17 protein-coding genes are annotated in these 21,493 nt (G+C 36.3%); 13 read left to right on the forward strand and 4 right to left on the reverse strand.

From position 1 onward, the window contains the following. The first annotated feature begins 84 nt into the window (after positions 1–84). The 11 genes from ACNQGX_RS16250 (at position 85) to ACNQGX_RS16300 (ending at position 10,714) form a co-directional block, all read left to right on the forward strand. The gene (locus ACNQGX_RS16250; RefSeq protein ID WP_417977994.1) at positions 85–1,542 is read left to right on the forward strand and encodes a G-D-S-L family lipolytic protein; all 1,458 of its coding nucleotides are present in this window, start codon (positions 85–87) and stop codon (positions 1,540–1,542) included. Between the two features lie 258 nt (positions 1,543–1,800). Continuing rightward, on the forward strand, positions 1,801–3,312 hold the full coding sequence (gene atpD / locus ACNQGX_RS16255) for a F0F1 ATP synthase subunit beta (protein WP_035668832.1): 1,512 nt from the start codon (positions 1,801–1,803) through the stop codon (positions 3,310–3,312). Between the two features lie 160 nt (positions 3,313–3,472). Further along, positions 3,473–3,754 carry a FoF1 ATP synthase subunit delta/epsilon gene (locus ACNQGX_RS16260; RefSeq protein WP_131915684.1) on the forward strand — a complete coding sequence of 94 codons (282 nt, stop codon included), beginning with the start codon at positions 3,473–3,475 and terminating at the stop codon, positions 3,752–3,754. Between the two features lie 123 nt (positions 3,755–3,877). Further along, on the forward strand, positions 3,878–5,059 hold the full coding sequence (locus tag ACNQGX_RS16265) for an aminotransferase class I/II-fold pyridoxal phosphate-dependent enzyme (RefSeq protein ID WP_417977996.1): 1,182 nt from the start codon (positions 3,878–3,880) through the stop codon (positions 5,057–5,059). A gap of 74 nt (positions 5,060–5,133) precedes the next feature. Next, complete coding sequence (locus ACNQGX_RS16270) at positions 5,134–5,328, forward strand: hypothetical protein (RefSeq protein ID WP_417977997.1); 195 nt, start codon at positions 5,134–5,136, stop codon at positions 5,326–5,328. Positions 5,329–5,389: 61 nt separating this feature from the next. Next, positions 5,390–6,253: a TraB/GumN family protein gene (locus tag ACNQGX_RS16275; RefSeq protein WP_417977999.1), complete on the forward strand. Its 864-nt coding sequence runs from the start codon at positions 5,390–5,392 to the stop codon at positions 6,251–6,253. Positions 6,254–6,332: 79 nt separating this feature from the next. After that, positions 6,333–6,764, forward strand: coding sequence for an RNA polymerase sigma factor (locus tag ACNQGX_RS16280; RefSeq protein WP_417978001.1), 432 nt, complete (start codon positions 6,333–6,335; stop codon positions 6,762–6,764). Continuing rightward, the gene (locus tag ACNQGX_RS16285) at positions 6,754–7,362 is read left to right on the forward strand and encodes a hypothetical protein (RefSeq protein WP_417978002.1); all 609 of its coding nucleotides are present in this window, start codon (positions 6,754–6,756) and stop codon (positions 7,360–7,362) included. The genes ACNQGX_RS16280 and ACNQGX_RS16285 overlap by 11 nt, the downstream gene beginning before the upstream one ends. Before the next feature lie 90 nt (positions 7,363–7,452). Then, the gene (gene bioD, locus ACNQGX_RS16290; protein ID WP_417978004.1) at positions 7,453–8,073 is read left to right on the forward strand and encodes a dethiobiotin synthase; all 621 of its coding nucleotides are present in this window, start codon (positions 7,453–7,455) and stop codon (positions 8,071–8,073) included. Between the two features lie 59 nt (positions 8,074–8,132). Next, a complete protein-coding gene (gene bioA, locus ACNQGX_RS16295) occupies positions 8,133–9,404 on the forward strand; it encodes an adenosylmethionine--8-amino-7-oxononanoate transaminase (RefSeq protein WP_417978006.1) in 1,272 nt (423 codons plus the stop codon). Between the two features lie 134 nt (positions 9,405–9,538). After that, positions 9,539–10,714: a beta-ketoacyl synthase N-terminal-like domain-containing protein gene (locus ACNQGX_RS16300; protein WP_417978008.1), complete on the forward strand. Its 1,176-nt coding sequence runs from the start codon at positions 9,539–9,541 to the stop codon at positions 10,712–10,714. Between the two features lie 46 nt (positions 10,715–10,760). On the opposite strand, the gene ACNQGX_RS16305 is transcribed toward ACNQGX_RS16300, so the two are convergent. Then, positions 10,761–11,228: a regulatory protein RecX gene (locus ACNQGX_RS16305; RefSeq protein WP_417978010.1), complete on the reverse strand. Its 468-nt coding sequence runs from the start codon at positions 11,226–11,228 to the stop codon at positions 10,761–10,763. A 395-nt stretch (positions 11,229–11,623) separates the two neighbouring features. Here ACNQGX_RS16305 and ACNQGX_RS16310 point away from each other — a divergent pair, with 395 nt between their 5' ends. After that, complete coding sequence (locus ACNQGX_RS16310) at positions 11,624–15,658, forward strand: LamG-like jellyroll fold domain-containing protein (protein ID WP_417978012.1); 4,035 nt, start codon at positions 11,624–11,626, stop codon at positions 15,656–15,658. Between the two features lie 247 nt (positions 15,659–15,905). Beyond that, on the forward strand, positions 15,906–19,109 hold the full coding sequence (locus ACNQGX_RS16315) for a T9SS sorting signal type C domain-containing protein (protein WP_417978014.1): 3,204 nt from the start codon (positions 15,906–15,908) through the stop codon (positions 19,107–19,109). Positions 19,110–19,173: 64 nt separating this feature from the next. Here ACNQGX_RS16315 and bioB read toward each other — a convergent pair whose 3' ends face one another. The 3 genes from bioB to ACNQGX_RS16330 all read right to left on the reverse strand — a co-directional run bounded on the left by bioB (position 19,174) and on the right by ACNQGX_RS16330 (position 21,461). After that, positions 19,174–20,259 carry a biotin synthase BioB gene (gene bioB, locus ACNQGX_RS16320; protein WP_417978016.1) on the reverse strand — a complete coding sequence of 362 codons (1,086 nt, stop codon included), beginning with the start codon at positions 20,257–20,259 and terminating at the stop codon, positions 19,174–19,176. A gap of 166 nt (positions 20,260–20,425) precedes the next feature. Then, the gene (locus ACNQGX_RS16325) at positions 20,426–20,761 is read right to left on the reverse strand and encodes a hypothetical protein (protein WP_417978018.1); all 336 of its coding nucleotides are present in this window, start codon (positions 20,759–20,761) and stop codon (positions 20,426–20,428) included. Positions 20,762–21,011: 250 nt separating this feature from the next. Beyond that, entirely contained in the window at positions 21,012–21,461 is a 450-nt protein-coding gene (locus ACNQGX_RS16330; RefSeq protein WP_131991085.1) for a hypothetical protein, read from the reverse strand. Positions 21,462–21,493: the final 32 nt, after the last annotated feature.

A 21,493-nucleotide genomic window follows, 5' to 3' on the forward strand; every position in this document is an offset into this window, starting at 1 on the left:
TAAATAAAACAAAAGTATTTGCTTTTTTCTTTCCTCTTTCTGAAAAGGAGGGAAGGAGAGAGATAATTTCAAAAATATACTACTATGATAAAAAATTTTAAATGGCTTTTATTGGTTTCGTTAACCTTTGTGGCTTGTGATAACAATGATGAAATTACAACGGTTCCAGATTCATCCGATGGATTGCCTCTAACGGCGGGTTCGGCCGATTTTGCTAAATATGTTGCATTGGGGGATTCCTTTGCTGCGGGTTATAGTGATGGAGCTTTGTTTGTTAAAGGTCAGGAAGGTGCTTATCCAAATGTTTTGGCGCAACAATTTGCATTAGTGGGTGGAGGAGCGTTTACCACTCCGCTTATGGCTGATAATATTGGAGGTTTTTTGTTTATGGGTAATGTGGCGGCTAGTCCAAGGTTGTATTTCAACGGTAGTGGGCCAGTGCCTGTTTCGGGAAGGCCGACAACTGAAATAACAACTCGTTTGACAGGGACATTTAATAATATGGGGATTCCGGGAGCTAAGAGTTTTCATTTAATAGCCCCAAATTACGGTGCTGTTGCAGGAGTTCCTCTGAAAACGGCAAATCCGTATTTTGCTCGTTTTGCTTCTTCAGCGACGACTACGGTGTTGGCTGATGTGGCAACACAGTTGCCTACTTTTTTCTCTTTATGGATTGGTGGAAATGATGTTTTGGGTTATGCGCTTGCGGGAGGTGTTCCTAAATCTCAAGATCCAGTTAATGGAGATGATATTACTCCAGCAGCTACGTTTGATTTTGTCTATTCAACATTGATTACAAAATTAACAGAAAAAGGAGCTAAGGGAGTTGTGGCTAATCTTCCTTATGTAAGCAACCTTCCTTATTTTACAACTGTTAAATATAACGCAGTACCCTTGGCTGCAGCACAAGTAGCAGCATTAAATAGCGGGTATGCTGCGTATAATGGTGGTCTAATGGCTGCAAAAAATTTGAATATTATAACAGAAGCGGAAAGATTACAAAGAACAATTAATTTTATTGTAGGTCAAAATCCTGTCGTGATTGTAGATGAATATTTAACTGATATAACTATGGTGAATCCAGGGTTGATAAAAATGAGACAAGCTACCGCAATGGATTATATTCTTTTAAGTTCTGGTGGAGTTAGCGCCCAAGTTCATTTGGCTGGAGGAAACGGAACGGCAGCCCCATTATCTGATAAATGGGTTTTGTCAAAAAATGAGTTATCTGAAATTGTAACAGCAACGGATGCTTACAATTTAACGATTAAAGCAGTGGCTGATGCAAAAGGATTGGCATTTGTAGATACCAAAGCGATAATGAATCAACTTGTAAATGGTGGGATTTCAGGAAATGGATTTACGGTAACAGCTGCTTTTGTTACAGGTGGTGGTTTTTCCCTTGACGGTGTTCACCCTAGTCCAAGAGGATATGCGTTGATTGCAAATAAATTTATTGAGGCTATTAATACGACTTATGGGTCAAATTTAAAGGGAGTAGATCTAAGTAACTATAGAATTTTATTTCCAAGCACACTTTAATTTAATGATATTGTTTTAAGTAAAAAGCCACCCGTTTGATGACGCGGTGGTTTTTTATTTCATTAAAATCTAGCGTTTTTGTTTGTTTATGAACGGGTTTGAGACAATCCGTTAAAATTATCCTGTTTTTTATAAAAAAAATTATTGATTTTATATTTTAAAAAATTATCTTTGCGCACTGAAAAAAGTGTCTAATCGATAAGTTTCGATTGGTTCTGTTTCATAAACCTAAATAGCTATTTAATAAATACATAAGTAATGTCTAAAGTAATAGGAAAAGTTGCCCAGATCATTGGCCCAGTAGTTGACGTTGTTTTCAACGGTAAGGATGTTGAACTTCCAAAAATTTATGATTCATTAGAAATCACAAAAAAAGATGGTACTTTATTAGTACTTGAAGTGCAATCTCACATTGGTGAAAATACAGTTCGTACCATTTCGATGGACTCAACAGATGGCTTGAGTAGAGGTTATGAAGTAGTTGGAACAGGAAACCCTATCCAAATGCCAATTGGAGCCGATGTTTACGGTCGTTTGTTCAACGTAATTGGAGATGCCATTGATGGTTTAGGAAACTTGCCAAAAACAGGAGAAAACGGGATGTCTATTCACAGACAAGCACCAAAATTCGAAGATTTATCAACTTCTTCTGAAGTTTTATTCACAGGTATTAAAGTAATCGATTTAATTGAGCCTTACTCAAAAGGGGGTAAAATTGGATTGTTCGGTGGTGCAGGTGTTGGTAAAACAGTATTGATTCAAGAGTTGATTAACAATATCGCAAAAGGTCACGGTGGACTTTCAGTATTCGCAGGAGTAGGAGAAAGAACACGTGAAGGAAATGACTTACTTCGTGAGATGTTAGAGTCAGGAATTATAAAATACGGGGATGAGTTCATGCACTCTATGGAAAATGGAGGATGGGATTTATCTAAAGTGGATATGCCAGGAATGAGAGAGTCTAAAGCTACTTTCGTTTTCGGTCAAATGAATGAGCCTCCAGGAGCTCGTGCTCGTGTGGCACTTTCTGGACTATCTATTGCAGAGTATTTCCGTGATGGTGCAGGAACTGATCAAGGTAAAGATGTATTGTTCTTCGTGGATAATATCTTCCGTTTTACACAAGCAGGTTCTGAGGTTTCGGCACTTTTAGGTCGTATGCCATCTGCAGTAGGGTACCAACCAACATTGGCTACTGAAATGGGTGCGATGCAAGAGCGTATTACATCAACAAACAAAGGTTCTATTACATCTGTACAAGCGGTTTACGTTCCTGCGGATGATTTAACGGATCCGGCTCCGGCTACAACTTTTGCTCACTTAGATGCAACAACGGTATTGTCTCGTAAAATTGCTGAGTTAGGTATTTATCCTGCGGTGGATCCATTGGATTCAACTTCAAGAATCCTTACTCCTCAAATTTTAGGTGATGAGCATTATGACTGTGCTCAAAGAGTGAAAGAGATTTTACAAAAATACAAACAATTACAAGATATCATCGCAATCCTTGGTATGGAAGAGTTATCAGAAGATGATAAATTAGCCGTTTCAAGAGCGCGTCGTGTACAACGTTTCTTATCTCAACCTTTCCACGTTGCTGAGCAATTTACAGGATTAAAAGGGGTATTAGTTGACATTAAAGATACCATCAAAGGATTTAACATGATTATTGACGGTGAATTAGATCACTTGCCAGAATCAGCTTTTAACCTTAAAGGTACTATCGAAGAAGCTATCGAAGCTGGAGAAAAAATGTTAGCGGAAGCTTAATAAAGTTATAGGTTATAGGTTATAGGTTAAAAGTTTGGTGCAGTAGATTTTATGTTTTAGATTAAAATTCTTTTACGAGGATTTCAACTTCTAACTCCCGACTTCTAACTCCCAACTTCTAACTCCTAACTTCTAACTCCTAACTTCTAACTCAAAAATTATGTTATTAGAAATAGTATCACCAGAAGCAAAATTATTTTCAGCAGAAGTGACTTCGGTTACATTGCCAGGGGTTGATGGAAGCTTTCAAATTTTGAATAACCACGCACCAATCGTTTCTATTTTAGGAAAAGGTGTCGTGAAAATTACAGCTTCTTCTTTTACTTTTGCAAAAGAAGTGGCAGGTAAATTCACGAAGTTAGATGCTCAAAATTATACGCTGGCTATCAATTCAGGGACAATTGAAATGAAAGACAATAAAGTTATTATTTTAGCTGACTAAAGTAATTTCGATTAATAAAATGGAAAAGCCAAACAGTAATGTTTGGCTTTTTTTTTGGAGCTATTTTCTGCTTTCCAGAACTATCTGGGCTAAATTTATTTAACTTTAGTATTTTTGTTAACTATGAAACGATTTCCATCTTCTCTATCCGCTAAACTTGAAACTCGAAAGCAGAATAATGCTTTACGACGATTGCCTTTGCCAAGTAAAATGATTGATTTTTCTTCCAATGATTACTTGGGTTTGTCTCAATCGGAAATTATTTTTAATGAAACGCATGAGTATTTAATTAACAATAAAATCATTCAAAACGGAGCTACAGGATCCCGATTATTATCTGGAAATCATAAACTGTATCAAGAAACAGAAGATTTTATTGCTAAGTTCCATCAATCAGAAACGGCTTTAATTTTCAATTCGGGTTATGATGCCAATGTTGGCTTTTTTAGTTCAGTTCCACAAAAAGGGGATTTAATTTTATACGATGAGTTGTGTCATGCCTCTATTCGGGACGGAATTCAACTGTCAAATGCCAAAGCGTATAAATTCAGTCATAATGATTTTGAGGATTTAGAAAGATTGATTTTACGTTGTCACGCCGAGCGTGTCATCCCGAGCGCAGTCGAGGGACGAGGCACTGTGCTAAACGAAATTTATATCGTTACCGAAAGTGTCTTCTCAATGGACGGAGATTGTCCTAATCTAGAAGAATTAGTTCAAATTTCAGATAAACACCATTGTCATTTAGTTGTTGATGAAGCGCATGCTTTGGGAGTTTTTGGTTCAAAAGGGGAAGGATTCGTTCAAATGCTGGGATTGCAAGACCACGTTTTTGCCCGAATCATGACTTTTGGAAAAGGATTGGGATGTCATGGAGCCGCGATTTTAGGTTCTTTTGCATTGAGAAGCTACTTGGTCAATTTCGCCCGAAGTTTTATTTATACTACGGGACTTTCGCCACATTCCGTTGCAACGATTTTAGTTGCTTATAATTATTTAGACAAAGAGAGAAAAAACATAGAAATACTTCGAGAAAACATCATTCATTTCAATCAGGAAAAGAATATGTTAGGATTAAAGCAGATTTTTGTTCGAAGCAAATCGGCTATACAGTCGGCTATAATTCCAGGAAATGAAAAAGTAAAAACAATCGCCAACCAACTGCAGGAAAAAGGATTTGATGTGAAAGCAATTTTGTCTCCAACAGTTCCAGAAGGTCAAGAACGTCTGCGATTTTGTCTCCACAGTTATAATTCGCCTGAAGAAATTTCGGCTGTGATGCATTGTATTTACTCACTTCTGTAAAAAAGTTTAAATTTTTTTGTAACGTTTTATTTTTCTGATTACTTACGAGTCGTAATCAAATAAACAAAACCATTATGAAAACGAAAACAACTTCAGCGAAAAAAATCATCTGTGATGTACTACTTTTTTTAACGTCAGTACAAGTAACCTATTCTTTGGTAAACCATTATGAATATGGTAAACCGTATCCTCATCTTTTTATTATTATCGGTTGTTTGCTTATAGCGACTTTCGCTTCTTTAAAAAGAGAACAATACAATAACCAATAACAAGAAGTTTCAATCATCAAAATAATCATCAAAATAATCATCAACTTAATCAACCAACAAAATGAAAAATCTAGTCAAATCATTAGTAGCAGTAATCGCAATTGTTTTTAGTGTAACAACTCAAGCGCAAAAAAAATCTCCAAAACTAGAAAATTCTCTTTTGTGGGAAGTATCAGGAAAAGGATTATCAAAACCATCTTATGTGTACGGAACCATTCATATGATTTGTTCAGGAGATTATTTTCTTTCTGAAAAAACAAAAAAAGCATTTGAAACGTCGGATAAATTAGTTTTAGAGGTGAATTTGTCAGACCCAAACGAAGTAAAATATGCCGAACAAATGGCAATGGGCAAAAAGCCTCTAAGCGCAACTTTAAGTTCAGAAGAATTAACTAAATTAGACGAAATATTAATAAAAAATGCAAAAGTAACAGCAAAACAAGTGGATGCTTTTAGCATGATGACGGTAATGAGTTTAATTTCGGTTAGAAGTTTTGGATGTGATGATTTGAAACAATACGAAAGTATTTTTATGGAGATGGCGACCAAAAAAAATATCGGAATCTCAGGTTTTGAAACGTTTAAGTCTCAATTAGAGTCAATAGATAAAGCATTTTCAAATTCAGAATTGATTGATATGCTTCAATATTCAACTAAAGAGGAAACGGCACAATTAGTAATAGATTATAAAAATGAAGACATCGATGCCATGTATAAAAGCAATGCTGATGAAAAAGTAATGAATGCAAAAGCAAAAAAATACTTACTTGATGAAAGAAATGCAAATTGGGTTCAGCAAATACCTGGAATGATGCAAAAAGAAAGCGTTTTCTTTGCTGTTGGCGCTGCCCATTTAGGTGGAGAATTGGGAGTAATTAATTTGTTGAAAAAAGCTGGCTATACTGTAAAACCTGTATTGAACTAATTGTATTTTGAAGGTAAAAGAACAAGAATTTTTAGCGTGAATTGAGAAACATAAAGGGATTTTGTACAAAGTTTCCAAGATGTATATGGACAATCGGGACGATCAACAGGATCTGTTTCAGGAAATAGTCTGTCAACTCTGGAAATCGTATGACACTTTTAGATGCGAAAGTCAATTCTCTACCTGGATGTATCGTGTGGCGGTCAATACGGCAATTGTTTTCTTTAAAAAGGAGAAACGAAAAGTCGATAATCACGCACTCTCTTCAGACGATATTAAAGACGAGTTGGGTGATTCGGAAATAAAAGAATCACAACTCGACCATTTCTATCGTGCTATAAATAAATTGGAGAAAATCGAAAAAGCACTTGTCTTTTACCACCTGGAAGGCTATTCACATAAAGAAATTGGAGACAATATGGGGATTTCCGAAGGCAATGCAAGAGTGAAATTAAATAGGACAAAAAATAAATTAAAAGAAATTATAGAAAAACAAGGATATGGATTTTAACGATATACAATCAGCATGGAACAATGACAAATCAGAGGATGTCGTGCTTCCAACCAATTTAGACAAAATAAATTCGGCTAATATGCCTTTGGAAAAAATCAAAAAGAATTTGAGAAATGAATTTTTCTATCAAATAGTTTCTATTATACTCATCGGATTTGTTCCTTTTTTCTATAGCATTCCTGCCAATGCATTTGTGCCATTTTATTTGCTGTTTTCCATGTTTGTGGCGGTTTGTATTTATTATTTGGTAAAATTATATTTGTTTTACAGAAGATTGGGCAAAACCACATTAAGTACTAAGGACAGTTTATATGAAACCTATTTTGACATTCGGCTGAATATGGAATTGTATAAAACCTTCGGATTTGCTTTAATCCCGTTTCTTATATTGTTTTTATTGGGATTCATGTATTATGAAACGCCAGATTTTGTTACTAAAGGACTTAGCAGCACTCCCTTTTTGGCAACTACATTTTCAATTATTATATTTTCAATTTTATTTATGGGGTTAGCTCTCGAATGGTGGATACATCATTTTTATGGAAAGTATGCCAAAGAAATCAGGAAAGTATTAGATGAACTAAAAGAAGAATAAATAAAAAAGCAACTTTCGGGTTGTTTTTTTGTTTTACAATCATAGTGAACTTTGTGAATACTTTGCGAACTTTGCGGTTAAAATCAATTTATGAAACTATTCATCACAGGAATTGGAACCGATGTAGGTAAAACCATTGCATCAGCCATTATAACAGAAGCTTTGGAAGCTGATTACTGGAAACCCATCCAAGCCGGCGATTTAGAAAATTCGGATAGTCATAAAATCAAATGTTTTTTATCTAATGAAAAGACGGTAGTTCATTCCAATAGTTATGCTTTGAATATTGCTGCAAGTCCACATCTCGCTGCTGAATTGGACGGTATTACTATTGATTTAAATAAAATTATCGAACCTAAAACAGAGAATCATTTGGTCGTTGAAGGTGCGGGAGGTGTTTTTGTTCCGTTAAACGCGAATGATTGTGTGATTGATTTGATTCAACCGGATTATAAAGTGATCGTAGTTTCCCGCCATTATTTGGGAAGTATTAATCATACCTTATTGACGGTTGAAGCTTTGCAGAATCGAAAAATTACTATTGGAGGAATTGTTTTTTCAGGTGAAGAAAACAAATCAACGGAATTAATTATTTTGAATAAAACAGGTTTGAAATGCATTGGAAGAATCGTGCAAGAACCTTATTTTGATCAAAATGTAATAAAAGAATATGCCGATTTGTTTCGAGAAGATCTTTTGCAATTGCAATAGCAATTTCAAAAATCAATTTCAAAAAATCTGAAATCAGCAATCGTTAATCTAAAATTAAAATGAACTTAACTGAAAGAGACAGTCAATATCTTTGGCATCCGTATACACAACACAAAACCGCAGCGTTACCAATTGCTATTAAAAAAGGGAAAGATGCACTGCTTTGGGACGAAAATAACAGAGAATATATTGATGCAATCGCCTCGTGGTGGGTCAATCCTTACGGACATTCCAATAAATTTATTGCCGATGCCATTTACAAACAACTCACAACATTAGAGCATGTATTGTTTGGTGGATTTACACATGAACCTGCTATTTTGGTAGCAGAGAAGTTGATGGGAATTTTACCAAAAAACCAACAAAAAATATTCTTTTCTGATAATGGTTCTACGGCTGTTGAAGTCGCGATTAAAGTCGCTTTGCAGTATTTTTTCAATAAAGGAGAAAAGAAAACGACAATAATCGCTTTCGAAAATGCTTTTCACGGAGATACTTTTGCGGCTATGGCAGCGAGCGGAATTTCTTTTTACACCCAAGCTTTTCAAGGGATGTTCATTGATGTGGTTCGGATTCCGGTTCCGGTTAAAGGACTGGAGCAGGAAAGTTACGATGCGCTGAGTAAAGTAATAAAAGATAATAACTGCGCTGGTTTTATTTTTGAACCATTGGTTCAAGGGGCCGCAGGAATGGTGATGTATGAGTCGGAATCGTTAGATATATTGATGCGAATTTGTCAAGAGAATAATGTCCTTACTATTGCAGATGAAGTGATGACCGGTTTTGGAAAAACGGGTAAAACTTTTGCAACGGATTATCTGGTAGAAAAACCAGATATGATGTGTTTGTCCAAAGCGTTGACCGGAGGAACTATTCCCATGGCGATTACCACTTTTACACAAGACATATTTGACGCTTTTTATAACGATGATATCAATAAAGCCTTGTTTCACGGACATACTTTTACAGCAAATCCAACGGGCTGTGCGGCGGCTTTGGCCAGTTTAGAGTTATTGCAAACCAATGAAATGCAAGCGAATATAGTCCGTGTCAATCAAAGTCATTTGGATTTTCAGAAGCGTGTTAAAAATCATCCAAAAGTAGTCACAACACGAGTGCTGGGTGTTATTTTTGCATTAGAAATAAAAACCGAAAGTTCTGCCAGTTACTATGGAACATTGCGCAATAAACTCTATGAATTTTTTATCGAAAACGGAGTAATTCTGCGTCCAGTAGGAAATATTGTGTACATTCTGCCTCCATATATTATTACCGATGAGCAATTACAAAAAGTATATCAAGTTGTCGAAAATGCTTTAGAAATAGTTTAATTTTGCCTCCAAAGTGATTACACAAAGATTCACAAAGAAATAGGATTAAAAATTTTCTTTAACAATAGTAAAACGTAGCGCATCTTCGAGCTTTCTTTGTAAATCTTCGTGAAACAAAATAAAAAATTATCCACTTGCAACAACAAACAATCTCTATAACAGCCATTGCTTCCATTTCGCCTTTAGGAAATACACCTGAGTCTATTTGGGAAAATTATCTCAATGAAAATCATTGTTTTACGGAGCATGATTTAGACCATAAAAAAACATACGTTGCTAAGCTGGACACTAATTTAGATGACGTTGTTGAGGCCTTGCGAGAGTCAGATAACAAATATAAATCCTTAGACAAATCGGTTTTGTATGCTATGGTGGCTTCCCGAAAAGCAATGCAAAATGCGGGTTGGACTCCAAAAGATATTTTTGGAATTAACATTGGTTCGTCTCGAGGTGCAACAGATTTATTCGAAAAACATTATCAGGACTATTTAGAAACAGGTAAAGCGCAAACTCTGGCTTCTCCAACGACGACTTTGGGAAATATTTCTTCTTGGGTTGCCCATGATTTGCAGAGTTCAGGTCCTGAAATTTCACATTCCATAACGTGTTCTACGGCTTTGCATGCGGTATTAAACGGAGTGGCTTGGCTTCGTGCGGGAATGGCGGATAAGTTTTTAGTTGGTGGAAGTGAAGCGCCATTAACTGATTTTACGATTGCCCAAATGCGCGCTTTAAAAATTTATTCGAATAACAAAGACTGTCAGCCTGAGCTTGCCGAATGGCCGAATCGTGCACTTGATTTAGACAAAAAACAAAACACCATGGTTCTTGGTGAAGGCGCCGGAGTTTGTTGCCTCGAAATTGGTAAAAAAGAAAATGCATTGGCTTTTATAGAAGGAATTGGATATGCTACAGAAATTCTGGAACATAACATTTCTATTTCTGCGGAAGCGACTTGTTTTCAGAAATCAATGAAAATGGCGTTGCAAAATACCGATTTATCCGAAGTGGATGTTATTGTGATGCATGCTCCGGGAACCATAAAAGGTGATTTGACGGAATATAGAGCTGTCGAGAAAATTTTTGGGGCATCACTTCCGCTTTTGACTACCAATAAATGGAAAATAGGCCACACTTTTGGCGCATCGGGAATATTGAGTATGGAACTCGCTATTTTGATGATGCAACACAATAGGTTTATCGGAGTTCCTTTTGCGGAAGCACAAATACAAACAAAACCTATTAGAAAAGTACTGATTAACGCCGTTGGTTTTGGAGGGAATGCGGTAAGTGTTTTGTTATCGGTATAAAAATATAAAAGGTTTTTGATGAAAATCAGAGTTTGTTTGAAGTACTTTAAGTCTTAAATTCTTTAAGTTTTTCATAAACCAAATTACTTTCATACCCTTTGCGTAATAAGTAATCACAAAATTTTTTTCGTTTTTTTTGCTCGTTGGTTTCTTTGATGGTTTCCCAATTTCTTTCGGCTAGCGTATCAAATGTTGCGGTATATTCTTCGAGTGTGATTTCTTTGAGTGCCAGATTAATATTGTATTGAGTAATTTTTCGAAATTTTAATTCATTTACAATTCTTATTTTCCCCCAAAACTTTATGCGGTGTTTTCCTCTTGCGAAACTACAGGCAAAACGGCTTTCATTTAGAAAATTGGAACCAATAAGATGTACAATAATGGCATCAATTTCTCCTGATTCCATTTTCATGCTCCGTAATTTTGAAACTACTTCTTCATGACAGCGTTCCTGATACGCGCAAAAATGTTCGATCTTATTAGTGGCTTCTTTTATGGAAAAAACTTCTTTCATAAGGTAATTTTTTGAAAAGCATGTCAAGGCACTTATTCAAAAGCAAAAATAGAACATTGGTTTCAGATTTTAGTGATCTATGGTTAATGTTTGGGGTTTTATGATCGCTAATTGACCACAGAGCCCCAGTGTTTAACTCGGGCTTAACCAGTAAATAACAATATTCATGAAATTTGTTTTCATTTTCGTCAAAAGTAATTTATAATGTTTATTTTCGCACGCGATTTGCGTGTAAAACAAGTGGTAAATCAGCAGATTAGACAAAACAAAAGAATATTTTTTTAATAAATTGTTTCAAGAAAAACAGACAAATTTAAACTTATAAAATAACTAACTCTTTTAAAACTGACGATTTTTCCTCTTTTTAAATGCTAAATTATCAAATGCCACACTTTATGAAACAAATTTTACTTTCAGTTTCTTTATTTATTTTATTACCCATACTGTCTTATGGTCAAGGTGCTGATACTTATAGTTTTTCCGCGTCAACAAGAAGCTATAATGCATTGTCAGGCACAGATACATCATTGGGAACAAACGATGATGATGCAATATCTTCAGCCATAACTTTGCCATTTTCTTTTACTTTTGCGGCAACAGCTTATACGCAAATAAAAGTGTCTAGCAATGGTTTTATTTCTTTTGGCGCTCCAGGCACTCAATTTTTAAATTCATTAGCAAATGCTGCGGGTCAAAAACCTTTCTTGTTCTCTTTGTGGGATGATTTGCAAAATAGAGTAATACCGAGATATATTGTTACAGGTACAGCGCCTAACAGAATTTTTAAAGTAGAATGGTCTCAACAAGAATGGGATTATAATTCAAATGCGGATGTCATTTCATTTCAAGTATGGTTGTATGAGACCACAAATGTGATTGAATATGTTTACAATCAAGGAGCATCAGTAGTAAACAATGGGTCTGCCTCTATAGGTATTTATGATGCTAATGATAAATACTTAACATTAAACAATTCAACAGCTTCGCCAACAGCCCAATCCTCAACTTTTACAACCAATATTTCTACTAAACCACAAAGTGGTCAGGTTTATACTTGGACTCCTTGTACATTACCAATTGTTTATGCAATGACAGGAGCAGGAGGGAGTTTCTGCAGTACACTCGCAGGCTCTCCAATAGGGTTAGCGAATTCTGAAACAGGAGTTAGTTATCAGTTATTAAGAGGTAGTGTTGCAGTTGGTTCTGCTATTGCAGGAGCTACTGGGAGTGCAATAAGTTTTGGCATTTTCAATACTACGGGTACTTATACTGTTTTAGCAACAAGAAATACTGGAGGATGTACAGCTACGATGAGCGGAAATGTTCAGGTAAATACTTGGAGCACACCTCCTGTTCCTACTGCTACGACTACAGCCGTAACTTGCCCTTCGGATACTACTGGTGCCATTACGATTACAAATTCTCCTTTAAGTCCGGCTTCTTTAACATTTTTGAATGCCGATAATGACTATATCGATTTTGGAACTACTTTGCTTTCTAACAGAAGTGCTTTTACCGCAGAAGCCTGGATAAAATTTGATAAAACTAAGTATGTTGATAGAATGTCTTTGTTTGGTCAAAACGATGTGGTTGAATTTGGCTTTGAAAGTAATAACTTAAGATGTTGGACTGCTGGAGGAGGAACTGTGGATTTGCCTTTAACGTTATATCCTTCGGATAATGCATGGCATCACATCGCAGTTGTGGCAAACGGAACTAATCTCTTATTCTATCTGGATGGTGTTCAAGTGGCAAGTGGTGGTTCATTTACAGCAAATTATGGGTCTAGTGCTTATACTACAAAAATTGGTTGGGGTGTAATGGATGTTGGTGGTGTTGGGTTAACGGGCGAAGTTTTTAAATTGGGATTTTGGAGTAAAGCGCTTTCTCCTACAGAAATTACTAACATGGCTTCTGGATTTATTGTTTATGACGCATCACAAACGGGCTTATTAGCAGGCTATAATTTTAATGAAGGAGCAGGTACAACAGTATCAAGTGTAGGTAGTGTGGCGCCATCGGGGACGTTCAATAGTTCTCCAGTCTGGACAGATCCTTATGTGTATAGTTGGACATCAACACCAGCTGGTTTTACTTCAAGTACTAAAAACTTAACAGGTTTGTCACCTAGAACTTATAATTTGACAACTTCTTTAAAGGGATGTACCCAAAGTGGTTCTTGGACCGTAAACGCAATAAATACAGTACCAGCAATTACAACACAGCCAGTAGCTCCAGCAGCAACTTGCTCCGGAAGTGGAATACAAACTATGACAGTAGTTGCTACAGGATCAGGATTAGCTTATTCTTGGAGAAAAGATAGCGTACCAGTTGTAGATGGAGGAGTTATAAGTGGACAAGGAACGGCTACACTTACATTAACTAGCCCGCTTGTAGCCAATGCAGGCAGTTATGATGTAATAGTAAGTGGTACTTGTACACCAGCTGTAACATCAAGTCCAGTAACAGTTACTGTGTCTTCAACCCCAGTAGCTCCAACATTACCAACATTTATAATTTTATGTACAGATACAGCTTTTACTGTAAATTGGACAGCTATTTCGAATGCTACAGGGTATAGATTGGATGTGGCTACGGATGCTGGTTTTACAAGTTTTGTAACTGGATATCAAGATAAATTATTGGGTAATGTTGTTTCGGATAATGTTACAGGATTAACGCCAGGAGCAACGTATTATGTAAGATTGCGTGCCCTTAATACTTGTGGTACGAGTGTAAATTCGAATGTGATAACTGTTTCGGCGTCTATTGCAACTTATACCGGAACATGGTCTAGTGTTCCTGATAGTTCTAAAAAAGTAATTTTCGCCAATAATTATTCAGGCAGTGGTAGCCTAGCAGCCTGTTCCTGTCAGGTAAATTCTGGAGTTACAGTAACAATTGGTTCTGGAGACACCTTAAAATTAGAGAATGGACTCGATGTATTAGGTACAGGAACATTAATCTTTGAGAACAATGCCAGCTTAGTGCAAACTAATGATGTAACTAATTCAGGAAATATAACTTATAAACGTCAAACAACTTCAATTGATAAATTTGATTATATCTATTGGTCTTCTCCGGTTTCGCTCCAAACCTTGTATGATGTTTCTCCTAATACACTTTCGGATAAGTATTTTTCTTTTGATGCAGATGCAGATGATTGGAAACAAGAGAATCCAGCAACTGTGATGGTAAAAGGAATAGGTTATATCATTCGAGGTCCCCAAAATTATGGTGCGCCTATGCCGCCGGGTCTTTATGAAGCTTCTTTCAAAGGTACTCCGAATAATGGAGGTATTTCTATTGCAATTCCATTTACAGGATCTGAGACTTCGAATCTTATAGGGAATCCATATCCTTCGGCTTTAGATGCAGACTTATTTTTAGCAGCTAATAATCTCATTTTAGATGGGACTCTTTATTTTTGGACACACAATACAAATATTGATTTAGCAGGAAACATTTCTAATCCAGGTTCGGGAATTTATGCCTATTCATCAGATGATTATGCTTCTTATAATCTTACTGGAGGAACTGGAACTGCAGAAGCGATTAGTGATCCAACACCAGGAAATCCAAATGACAATAAACCAAGCGGTAAAATTGCCGCAGGACAAGCGTTTTTTGCAACAGGTATAGCTGCGGGTAATGCTAGTTTCAACAATAGTATGCGTGTTTCTGGCGGAGCATTGGGAGTAAATAATTCTCAGTTTTTTAAAGTAAATAAAAGTTCTAAAACGACAAACGGTATTGAAAAACATCGTATTTGGCTTAATCTAACCAATGACCAGGGCGCTTTTAAGCAAACTTTGGTTGGTTATGTTACAAATGCGACTAATGGATATGATAATGCTTTTGATGGACAGAGTTTTGATGGAAATGAGTTTGTAGATTTTTATAGTGTTAATGAGGATAAAAGCTTAACAATACAGGGGAGAGCTTTGCCTTTTGATGAAAATGACGAAGTGCTTTTGGGGTATAGTTCTACGATAGCTGGTATTTTTTCAATAGGTATTGATACCGTAGATGGTTTACTGTCGAATAAGAATGTTTTTATTGAGGATAAAATTACGAACAGTATTAAAAATCTGAAACTGGGAGCGTATAGTTTTTCAACGGTGGCGGGAACTTTTAACGATCGTTTTGTTCTGCACTATAAAGATAAAACTTTAGGAACAGGGGATTTTGAAACAGCGGATACTCAAATTATGATTTCTGTTAAAAATAGTCAGATAAAAGTTGATTCTCCAAAGGAAACAATTGATAAAGTTTTAATTTTTGACCTACTGGGGAAACAAATCTATAAGAAGATAAGCATCGGAAATAACGAGCATATAATACCTAATTTAGCTTCAAGTGAACAAGCTTTAGTTGTAAAAGTGGTTTTACAAAACGGTCAAACGGTCTCGAGGAAAATTATCTATTAAAACGAATTAAAATGAAATCTAAAAAATCCCATCTTGTTCAATCAAGTTGGGATTTTTTCTATTTATAGTTTGGCGTCTCGGTTTCTAAATGTATAATTTACAAACGTATCTAAATGAGCAATATAACAGATAAAAACGTACTTAATCGACTTAATTTTATTCTTCTGTTTTAGTTTACTTTTTTTGCTTTAGAGCCTTGTTTTACAATGAAATATAGGTTTTTTTAAAGAATAATACGTAACGAGATATGAAAATACTTTTACCAAAGTCTACTATTTTTGCTGTTGTGTTTTTGTTGTTTGCTTTTTCTGGAAATGTGGGAGCACAGTGTACAATCACAACTACAACAAATGCGAGCGCTTTAACATGTGGAAGCGGTGCATTAAGTTCATGTGGTGGGATTATAAATATTGGAAACGGAACAAATCCCATCTCTTTGATAATGGACAATGATTTAAATCTTACTGCTTGTGGTGTTATTCAGCTAATTGTTAATAATGCTACTCTAGATTTTTCAACTGCCAATAAACGGTTGTATCTTTCTGAAGGTTCTTCGATTGTATTTATTAATGGAGGGACTTTAAATCCTAGTGGAGGTAATGGCGGAGGTTGTACAGGGAATGATAGGGTATATATAGGCGGCGTATTATTAGCAACATGTCAAGGTGGTGCAGGTTTATTGGGATTTGATGATTTAATCGCTTTAGGAGGAACGGGGCGTGCTACATCAAATTCTCCAGTTTGTGCTGGAAATTCTATAAATCTATATGCAACTCCACCACCAAACGGGACATTTACTTATTCTTGGTCTGGCCCAGGACTTGCAGCTACTTCATATAGTAGTAGTTCAAATTATACTTTCACAGCTACAACAATTCCCGTTACTGGAGGTGTTTACAGTGTGTCAATGAAAAGAGCTTCTGATAATTTAATTATTGTTGCTAATGCTACTGTGACAGTCAATGCGTTTCCAGCCATCACAACTCAACCCATAAATCAGTTAGATTGTGAGGGAAGTATTGTCAGTTTTAAAGTGGTTGCAGGGGGAACTGGGCTGACCTATACTTGGCAGCGTAAAAGACCTGTAGATGCTGGCTTTATTGCGATTCCCGTAGAGGCGAACGTGACATATCCTTCAACAGGAGAAATCCGACTTCAGAATGTTGGTGGATCATTGTCTCCTAATGGCACACAATACCAAGTTGTTGTTTCAAATGGTACTTGTAGTGTTGCTTCTAGTGTCGCTACACTTTCAGTAAATGAAATAACTAATATAACATCGCTATCCCTAACGCCATCCCAATCGGTAATGGATGTAACGCTTTGTAATGGTACTAATTATTCTTATACGGTTTTGACTTCTTATCCATCAAACGTTGTTTCGTACCAATGGAAGAGTTCCGTTACTTCGGGGGTGTGGAATACTGTAGTTGATGGGGCTCATTTTTCGGGTGCTACAACTGCCACGTTAAATATTACTAATGGTACGCCAGCTGAATCGGCAGAATACAGAGTTTATATCACGTTTGATTCATCGGGTGCCGATTGTAATGTGAGTAGCGATTCCAGAACTCGAAAACTGACTTTTCTTCCTTTGTTACTAACTCCTGAGGCGACAGTAACGCAACCCAATTGTACTGTGGCAACAGGAAGTTTTACCATAACCAACTATAATGCTTCTTATATTTATACGGTGAGTCCAAATACAGGAGTTAGCCAATCAGGAGCTACAATAATCGCACCCACAGGGAATTACACCATAACAGCTACTTTAGGGGCATGTATTTCTTCGCCCTCGGCAAATGTGGTTATAAATCCTGTTGTGACTAATAAATGGAATGTTATTGGGGGTGTCGGTACTTGGACAAATGGCACGCCAACCATCAATCAAAGTATTGAATTTAATGGCGATTATAACGAAAATGTAGATTTGTCGGGTTGTTCTTGTAAAGTACAATCAGGAGCGGTTATTATTTCGATGGGTAAAACAATGACGATTACGAATGCGGTAACTGTTTCTGGAGGATCATTGACATTTGAAAACAATGCCAGCTTAGTGCAAATAAATGACGCTGCGGTAAACACAGGGGATATAATTTATAAACGAACAACCAAGCCGATTAGGAAATTCGATTATACGTATTGGTCATCCCCAGCAGCGGGATATACTTTAGGTGAGGTTTCTCCAAGCACACTAGGGGATAAGTTTTATTCTTTTGATCCCGATACAGATGATTGGGCACAGGAATCATCAGCGACAACAATGACTGTTGGTCAAGGATTTCTTATTCGTGCACCTCAAGATTATGACCCAGTTACTGCAATCCCTTTTTCAGCCGTTTTTGCAGGTGTTCCAAATAATGGAGGGCACTCTCTTACGGGTGTCAATCCGGATAAATCGTATCTTTTAGGAAATCCATATCCTTCTGCTTTAGATGCAGATAAATTTCTGACTGATAATGCAGGAGTTCTGGATGGAACCATTTATTTCTGGACACACAATACGGCTATTGCTGACAATGAATATACTTCCGATGATTATGCTTCTTATAATGGGGTTGGCGGAGTAGAAACAGTTGCAGCTCCAAGTGGTGGTGAAAAACCGTCGGGTAAAATTGCATCTGGGCAAGGATTCTTTGTGTCGAGTAAAGTTGCACCTCTTTCTACCACAGTTGTGTTTAATAACAGTATGCGAGTGGGTGTTGGGGCCATAACAGGAGATAATTCCCAATTTTTTAAAATAGGCAACACTAAAGTAAAATCTGTCAATGTAATCGAAAAACATCGCATTTGGTTAAATTTGTCGAACGACCGTGGCGCTTTCAAGCAAACCTTGCTTGGTTATGTAACAGGTGCTACCAATGGGCATGATAGTCCTTTTGATGGGGAAAGTTTTGACGGAAATGAATACGTTGATTTTTATAGTGTCAATCAAGATAAAAATTTAGTAATTCAGGGGAGGTCGCTGCCTTTTGAAGAAACCGATACCGTGCCATTGGGTTTCAGTACCGCTATTGAAGGTGTTTTTACAATAAATATTGATGCCGTTGACGGATTGCTAGTGGATCAAGCTGTTTTTATTGAAGACAAAGAGATTAAAGTGATTCATAATCTGAAAGATGGGGCCTATAGTTTTACCACTAAAATAGGGACTTTCAATGACAGATTTGTATTGCGGTACGCTAATAGAACTTTGTCTGCGAATAAATTTCAAAAAGAAAAAGAATCAGTTTCAGTATTCCATAAAAACAAACAATTACAAATAAATTCTACTGAAGAATTGATTGATGAGGTTACCATATATGATTTGTCAGGAAGAAAAATGTACAAAAGAAGTAGTATAAACGATGTTAATTTTTCGGTACTTAATTTGGTTTCAAATCATCAAGTAGTATTGATTAATATAGTTTTTCAAAATGGTCGTTCAGTTGTGAGAAAGATTGTTTATTAAAGTAAATGCATAAAAAAACCATCTGGTTTGAACAGATGGTTTGTATGTTAATCTGAAAAGATAGTTATTTTTCTTTACCAGATGCTTCAAGATTTCTGTCAATGGTATGTCCTGGTCTTGACCATTTTGGTTTTTCACCTAATGGTGCAAATTGAGAATCTTCAGCCTCAACGGTTTGTGGTTGGGAAACCTTTGTAAATGGTTTTTGCGGATTTAAACCTAACATTTCGAACATTTTCATGTCTTCATTTACATCAGGATTTGGTGTAGTAAGCAGTTTATCTCCAGCAAAAATAGAATTGGCACCGGCAAAGAAACACATGGCTTGACCTTCACGGCTCATATTCATTCTTCCGGCTGATAAACGTACTTGAGTTTCCGGCATGATGATTCTGGTAGTGGCTACCATTCGAATCATTTCCCAGATTTCTACCGGTTTTTCTTCTTCCATCGGGGTTCCTTCAACAGCAACCAATGCATTTATGGGTACTGATTCTGGTTGTGGGTTCAATGTAGAAAGTGCTACAAGCATTCCTGCTCTGTCTTCGATGCTTTCTCCCATCCCAATTATTCCGCCACTACAAACAGTAACATTCGTTTTACGAACATTCTTTATGGTTTGCAAACGGTCTTCAAATCCGCGTGTTGAAATCACTTCTTTATAATATTCTTCGGAGGTGTCTAAATTGTGGTTGTATGCGTATAAACCTGCTTCTGCCAACCGGTGTGCCTGGTTTTCAGTGATCATTCCAAGGGTGCAGCACACTTCCATATCCAATTTGTTTATGGTACGAACCATTTCAAGTACTTGGTCAAATTCAGGACCATCTTTTACGTTTCTCCAAGCTGCTCCCATACATACACGAGAGGATCCGCTTGATTTTGCGCGTAAAGCTTGTGCTTTTACTTGGCTTACTGACATTAAATCATTGCCTTCAATTTCAGTATGGTAACGGGCTGCTTGTGGGCAATAGCCACAATCCTCAGGACATCCACCAGTTTTTATAGATAATAGGGTTGAAACCTGCACCACGTTTGGATCATGGTGTTCTCTATGGATAGAAGCTGCTTCAAAAAGCAAATCCATCATAGGTTTATTATATATTGCGATAATTTCGTCTTTCGTCCAATTGTGTTTTGTAATACTCATCGATGCGATTTTTTGATGGATCAAAAGTAGTTAAATTGTTCTAAAGAAGCAATGCAATAGCTAAGTTAATCAGTTATATGACGGTTGTTCCAATATAGCATCAGTAACATGGTAACAATTACTGAAGAGGCTATTCCTTCAAAAAGCAAGCTGATGGAATAGGTGTTTACTGATGGGTTTCCGCCAAATAAAAAGTCTTTGGCAAGGATTTTACATAGGAATCTCCTCCGTTCATGTAGCTGTAAGCCACTAATCCTGTGATACTTAAAAACACTCCTATTAATGAAGTAATCATTGCTGAGATGGTATTGTTAACAAAGTTTTTTTTACCTTCATTGAGATTCATTTCGATTGTTCTGTTGACGCCATAAAAAACAAAAAACACGTTCAAAAGACGCAAATGAAATAAATTAGAATAGCCGAGTACATTCATGAGTAAAAAATACACTCCAATTCCAATGAAAATAATTCCGCCGTTTAATAATTCTTTCGGTAGTTTCATAAGATTCCTTTTTAATAATTAAAAAACAAGTTTCACTACGCAATAGAATAGATGTTTGAAGTGAAAAACAATATTCTTTTTTGAAATCTAATGCTGCAGTACGAAAAATATATTACTTTTTAATTATCTCATTTATCGTTTTTCGGGACATAATTTTGAAGGTATTTTCGATGAAATAGTTATTCTATGTTCTGTTTTAACAGAATAAATCATTTCTTCTTGAAAGGTCTTATAAGTAAAATGGATTTGATCAATTTTGATGTTTGTCTGAAACGTAGCGGGTGTCCCAATATAACATTAGCATGAATGTAACAATTACGGCCGATACGATTCCTTCAAATAATATGGAAATGGAATAGGTCATCACGGATGGGTCTCCGCCAAATAAAAAGGTTTTAGACAATGAGCCTACATAGGCATCACCTCCTTTTGAAAAGCTATAAATTATCAGTCCAATGGTGCTTAAGAATATTCCTGTGAGTGATGTGATCAATGCTGAAACAGCATTAGAAACCAAGATAATTTTACCTTCGGCAAAATTTGATTTTAAAGTTTTTTGGGTCCCATAAAACACAAACAGTACGTTAAGCAGACGTAAATAATATAAATCGGCAAGACCTAAAGCCTCCATTAATAAGAAATAAAGTCCAATTCCAATGAAAATAATAAATCCGTTTAATAATTCTTTCGGTAGTTTCATACGGCTAGTTTTAAAATTTAAAAATCACACCT

This window comes from Flavobacterium glycogeni, from assembly GCF_048286775.1.
GTDB lineage: Bacteria > Bacteroidota > Bacteroidia > Flavobacteriales > Flavobacteriaceae > Flavobacterium.

What these genes read in the sequence shown, in the direction of transcription:
- atpD (WP_035668832.1), top strand. Translation starts at nt 1,801, where the DNA reads ATGTCTAAAGTAATAGGAAAAGTTGCCCAGATCATTGGCCCAGTAGTT.
- bioB (WP_417978016.1), bottom strand. Translation starts at nt 20,259, where the DNA reads ATGAGTATTACAAAACACAATTGGACGAAAGACGAAATTATCGCAATA.
- bioD (WP_417978004.1), top strand. Translation starts at nt 7,453, where the DNA reads ATGAAACTATTCATCACAGGAATTGGAACCGATGTAGGTAAAACCATT.
- ACNQGX_RS16275 (WP_417977999.1), top strand. Translation starts at nt 5,390, where the DNA reads ATGAAAAATCTAGTCAAATCATTAGTAGCAGTAATCGCAATTGTTTTT.
- ACNQGX_RS16265 (WP_417977996.1), top strand. Translation starts at nt 3,878, where the DNA reads ATGAAACGATTTCCATCTTCTCTATCCGCTAAACTTGAAACTCGAAAG.
- ACNQGX_RS16330 (WP_131991085.1), bottom strand. Translation starts at nt 21,461, where the DNA reads ATGAAACTACCGAAAGAATTATTAAACGGATTTATTATTTTCATTGGA.
- ACNQGX_RS16285 (WP_417978002.1), top strand. Translation starts at nt 6,754, where the DNA reads ATGGATTTTAACGATATACAATCAGCATGGAACAATGACAAATCAGAG.
- ACNQGX_RS16325 (WP_417978018.1), bottom strand. Translation starts at nt 20,761, where the DNA reads ATGAAACTACCGAAAGAATTATTAAACGGCGGAATTATTTTCATTGGA.
- ACNQGX_RS16270 (WP_417977997.1), top strand. Translation starts at nt 5,134, where the DNA reads ATGAAAACGAAAACAACTTCAGCGAAAAAAATCATCTGTGATGTACTA.
- ACNQGX_RS16310 (WP_417978012.1), top strand. Translation starts at nt 11,624, where the DNA reads ATGAAACAAATTTTACTTTCAGTTTCTTTATTTATTTTATTACCCATA.
- ACNQGX_RS16280 (WP_417978001.1), top strand. Translation starts at nt 6,333, where the DNA reads ATGTATATGGACAATCGGGACGATCAACAGGATCTGTTTCAGGAAATA.
- ACNQGX_RS16315 (WP_417978014.1), top strand. Translation starts at nt 15,906, where the DNA reads ATGAAAATACTTTTACCAAAGTCTACTATTTTTGCTGTTGTGTTTTTG.
- ACNQGX_RS16305 (WP_417978010.1), bottom strand. Translation starts at nt 11,228, where the DNA reads ATGAAAGAAGTTTTTTCCATAAAAGAAGCCACTAATAAGATCGAACAT.
- ACNQGX_RS16260 (WP_131915684.1), top strand. Translation starts at nt 3,473, where the DNA reads ATGTTATTAGAAATAGTATCACCAGAAGCAAAATTATTTTCAGCAGAA.
- ACNQGX_RS16250 (WP_417977994.1), top strand. Translation starts at nt 85, where the DNA reads ATGATAAAAAATTTTAAATGGCTTTTATTGGTTTCGTTAACCTTTGTG.
- bioA (WP_417978006.1), top strand. Translation starts at nt 8,133, where the DNA reads ATGAACTTAACTGAAAGAGACAGTCAATATCTTTGGCATCCGTATACA.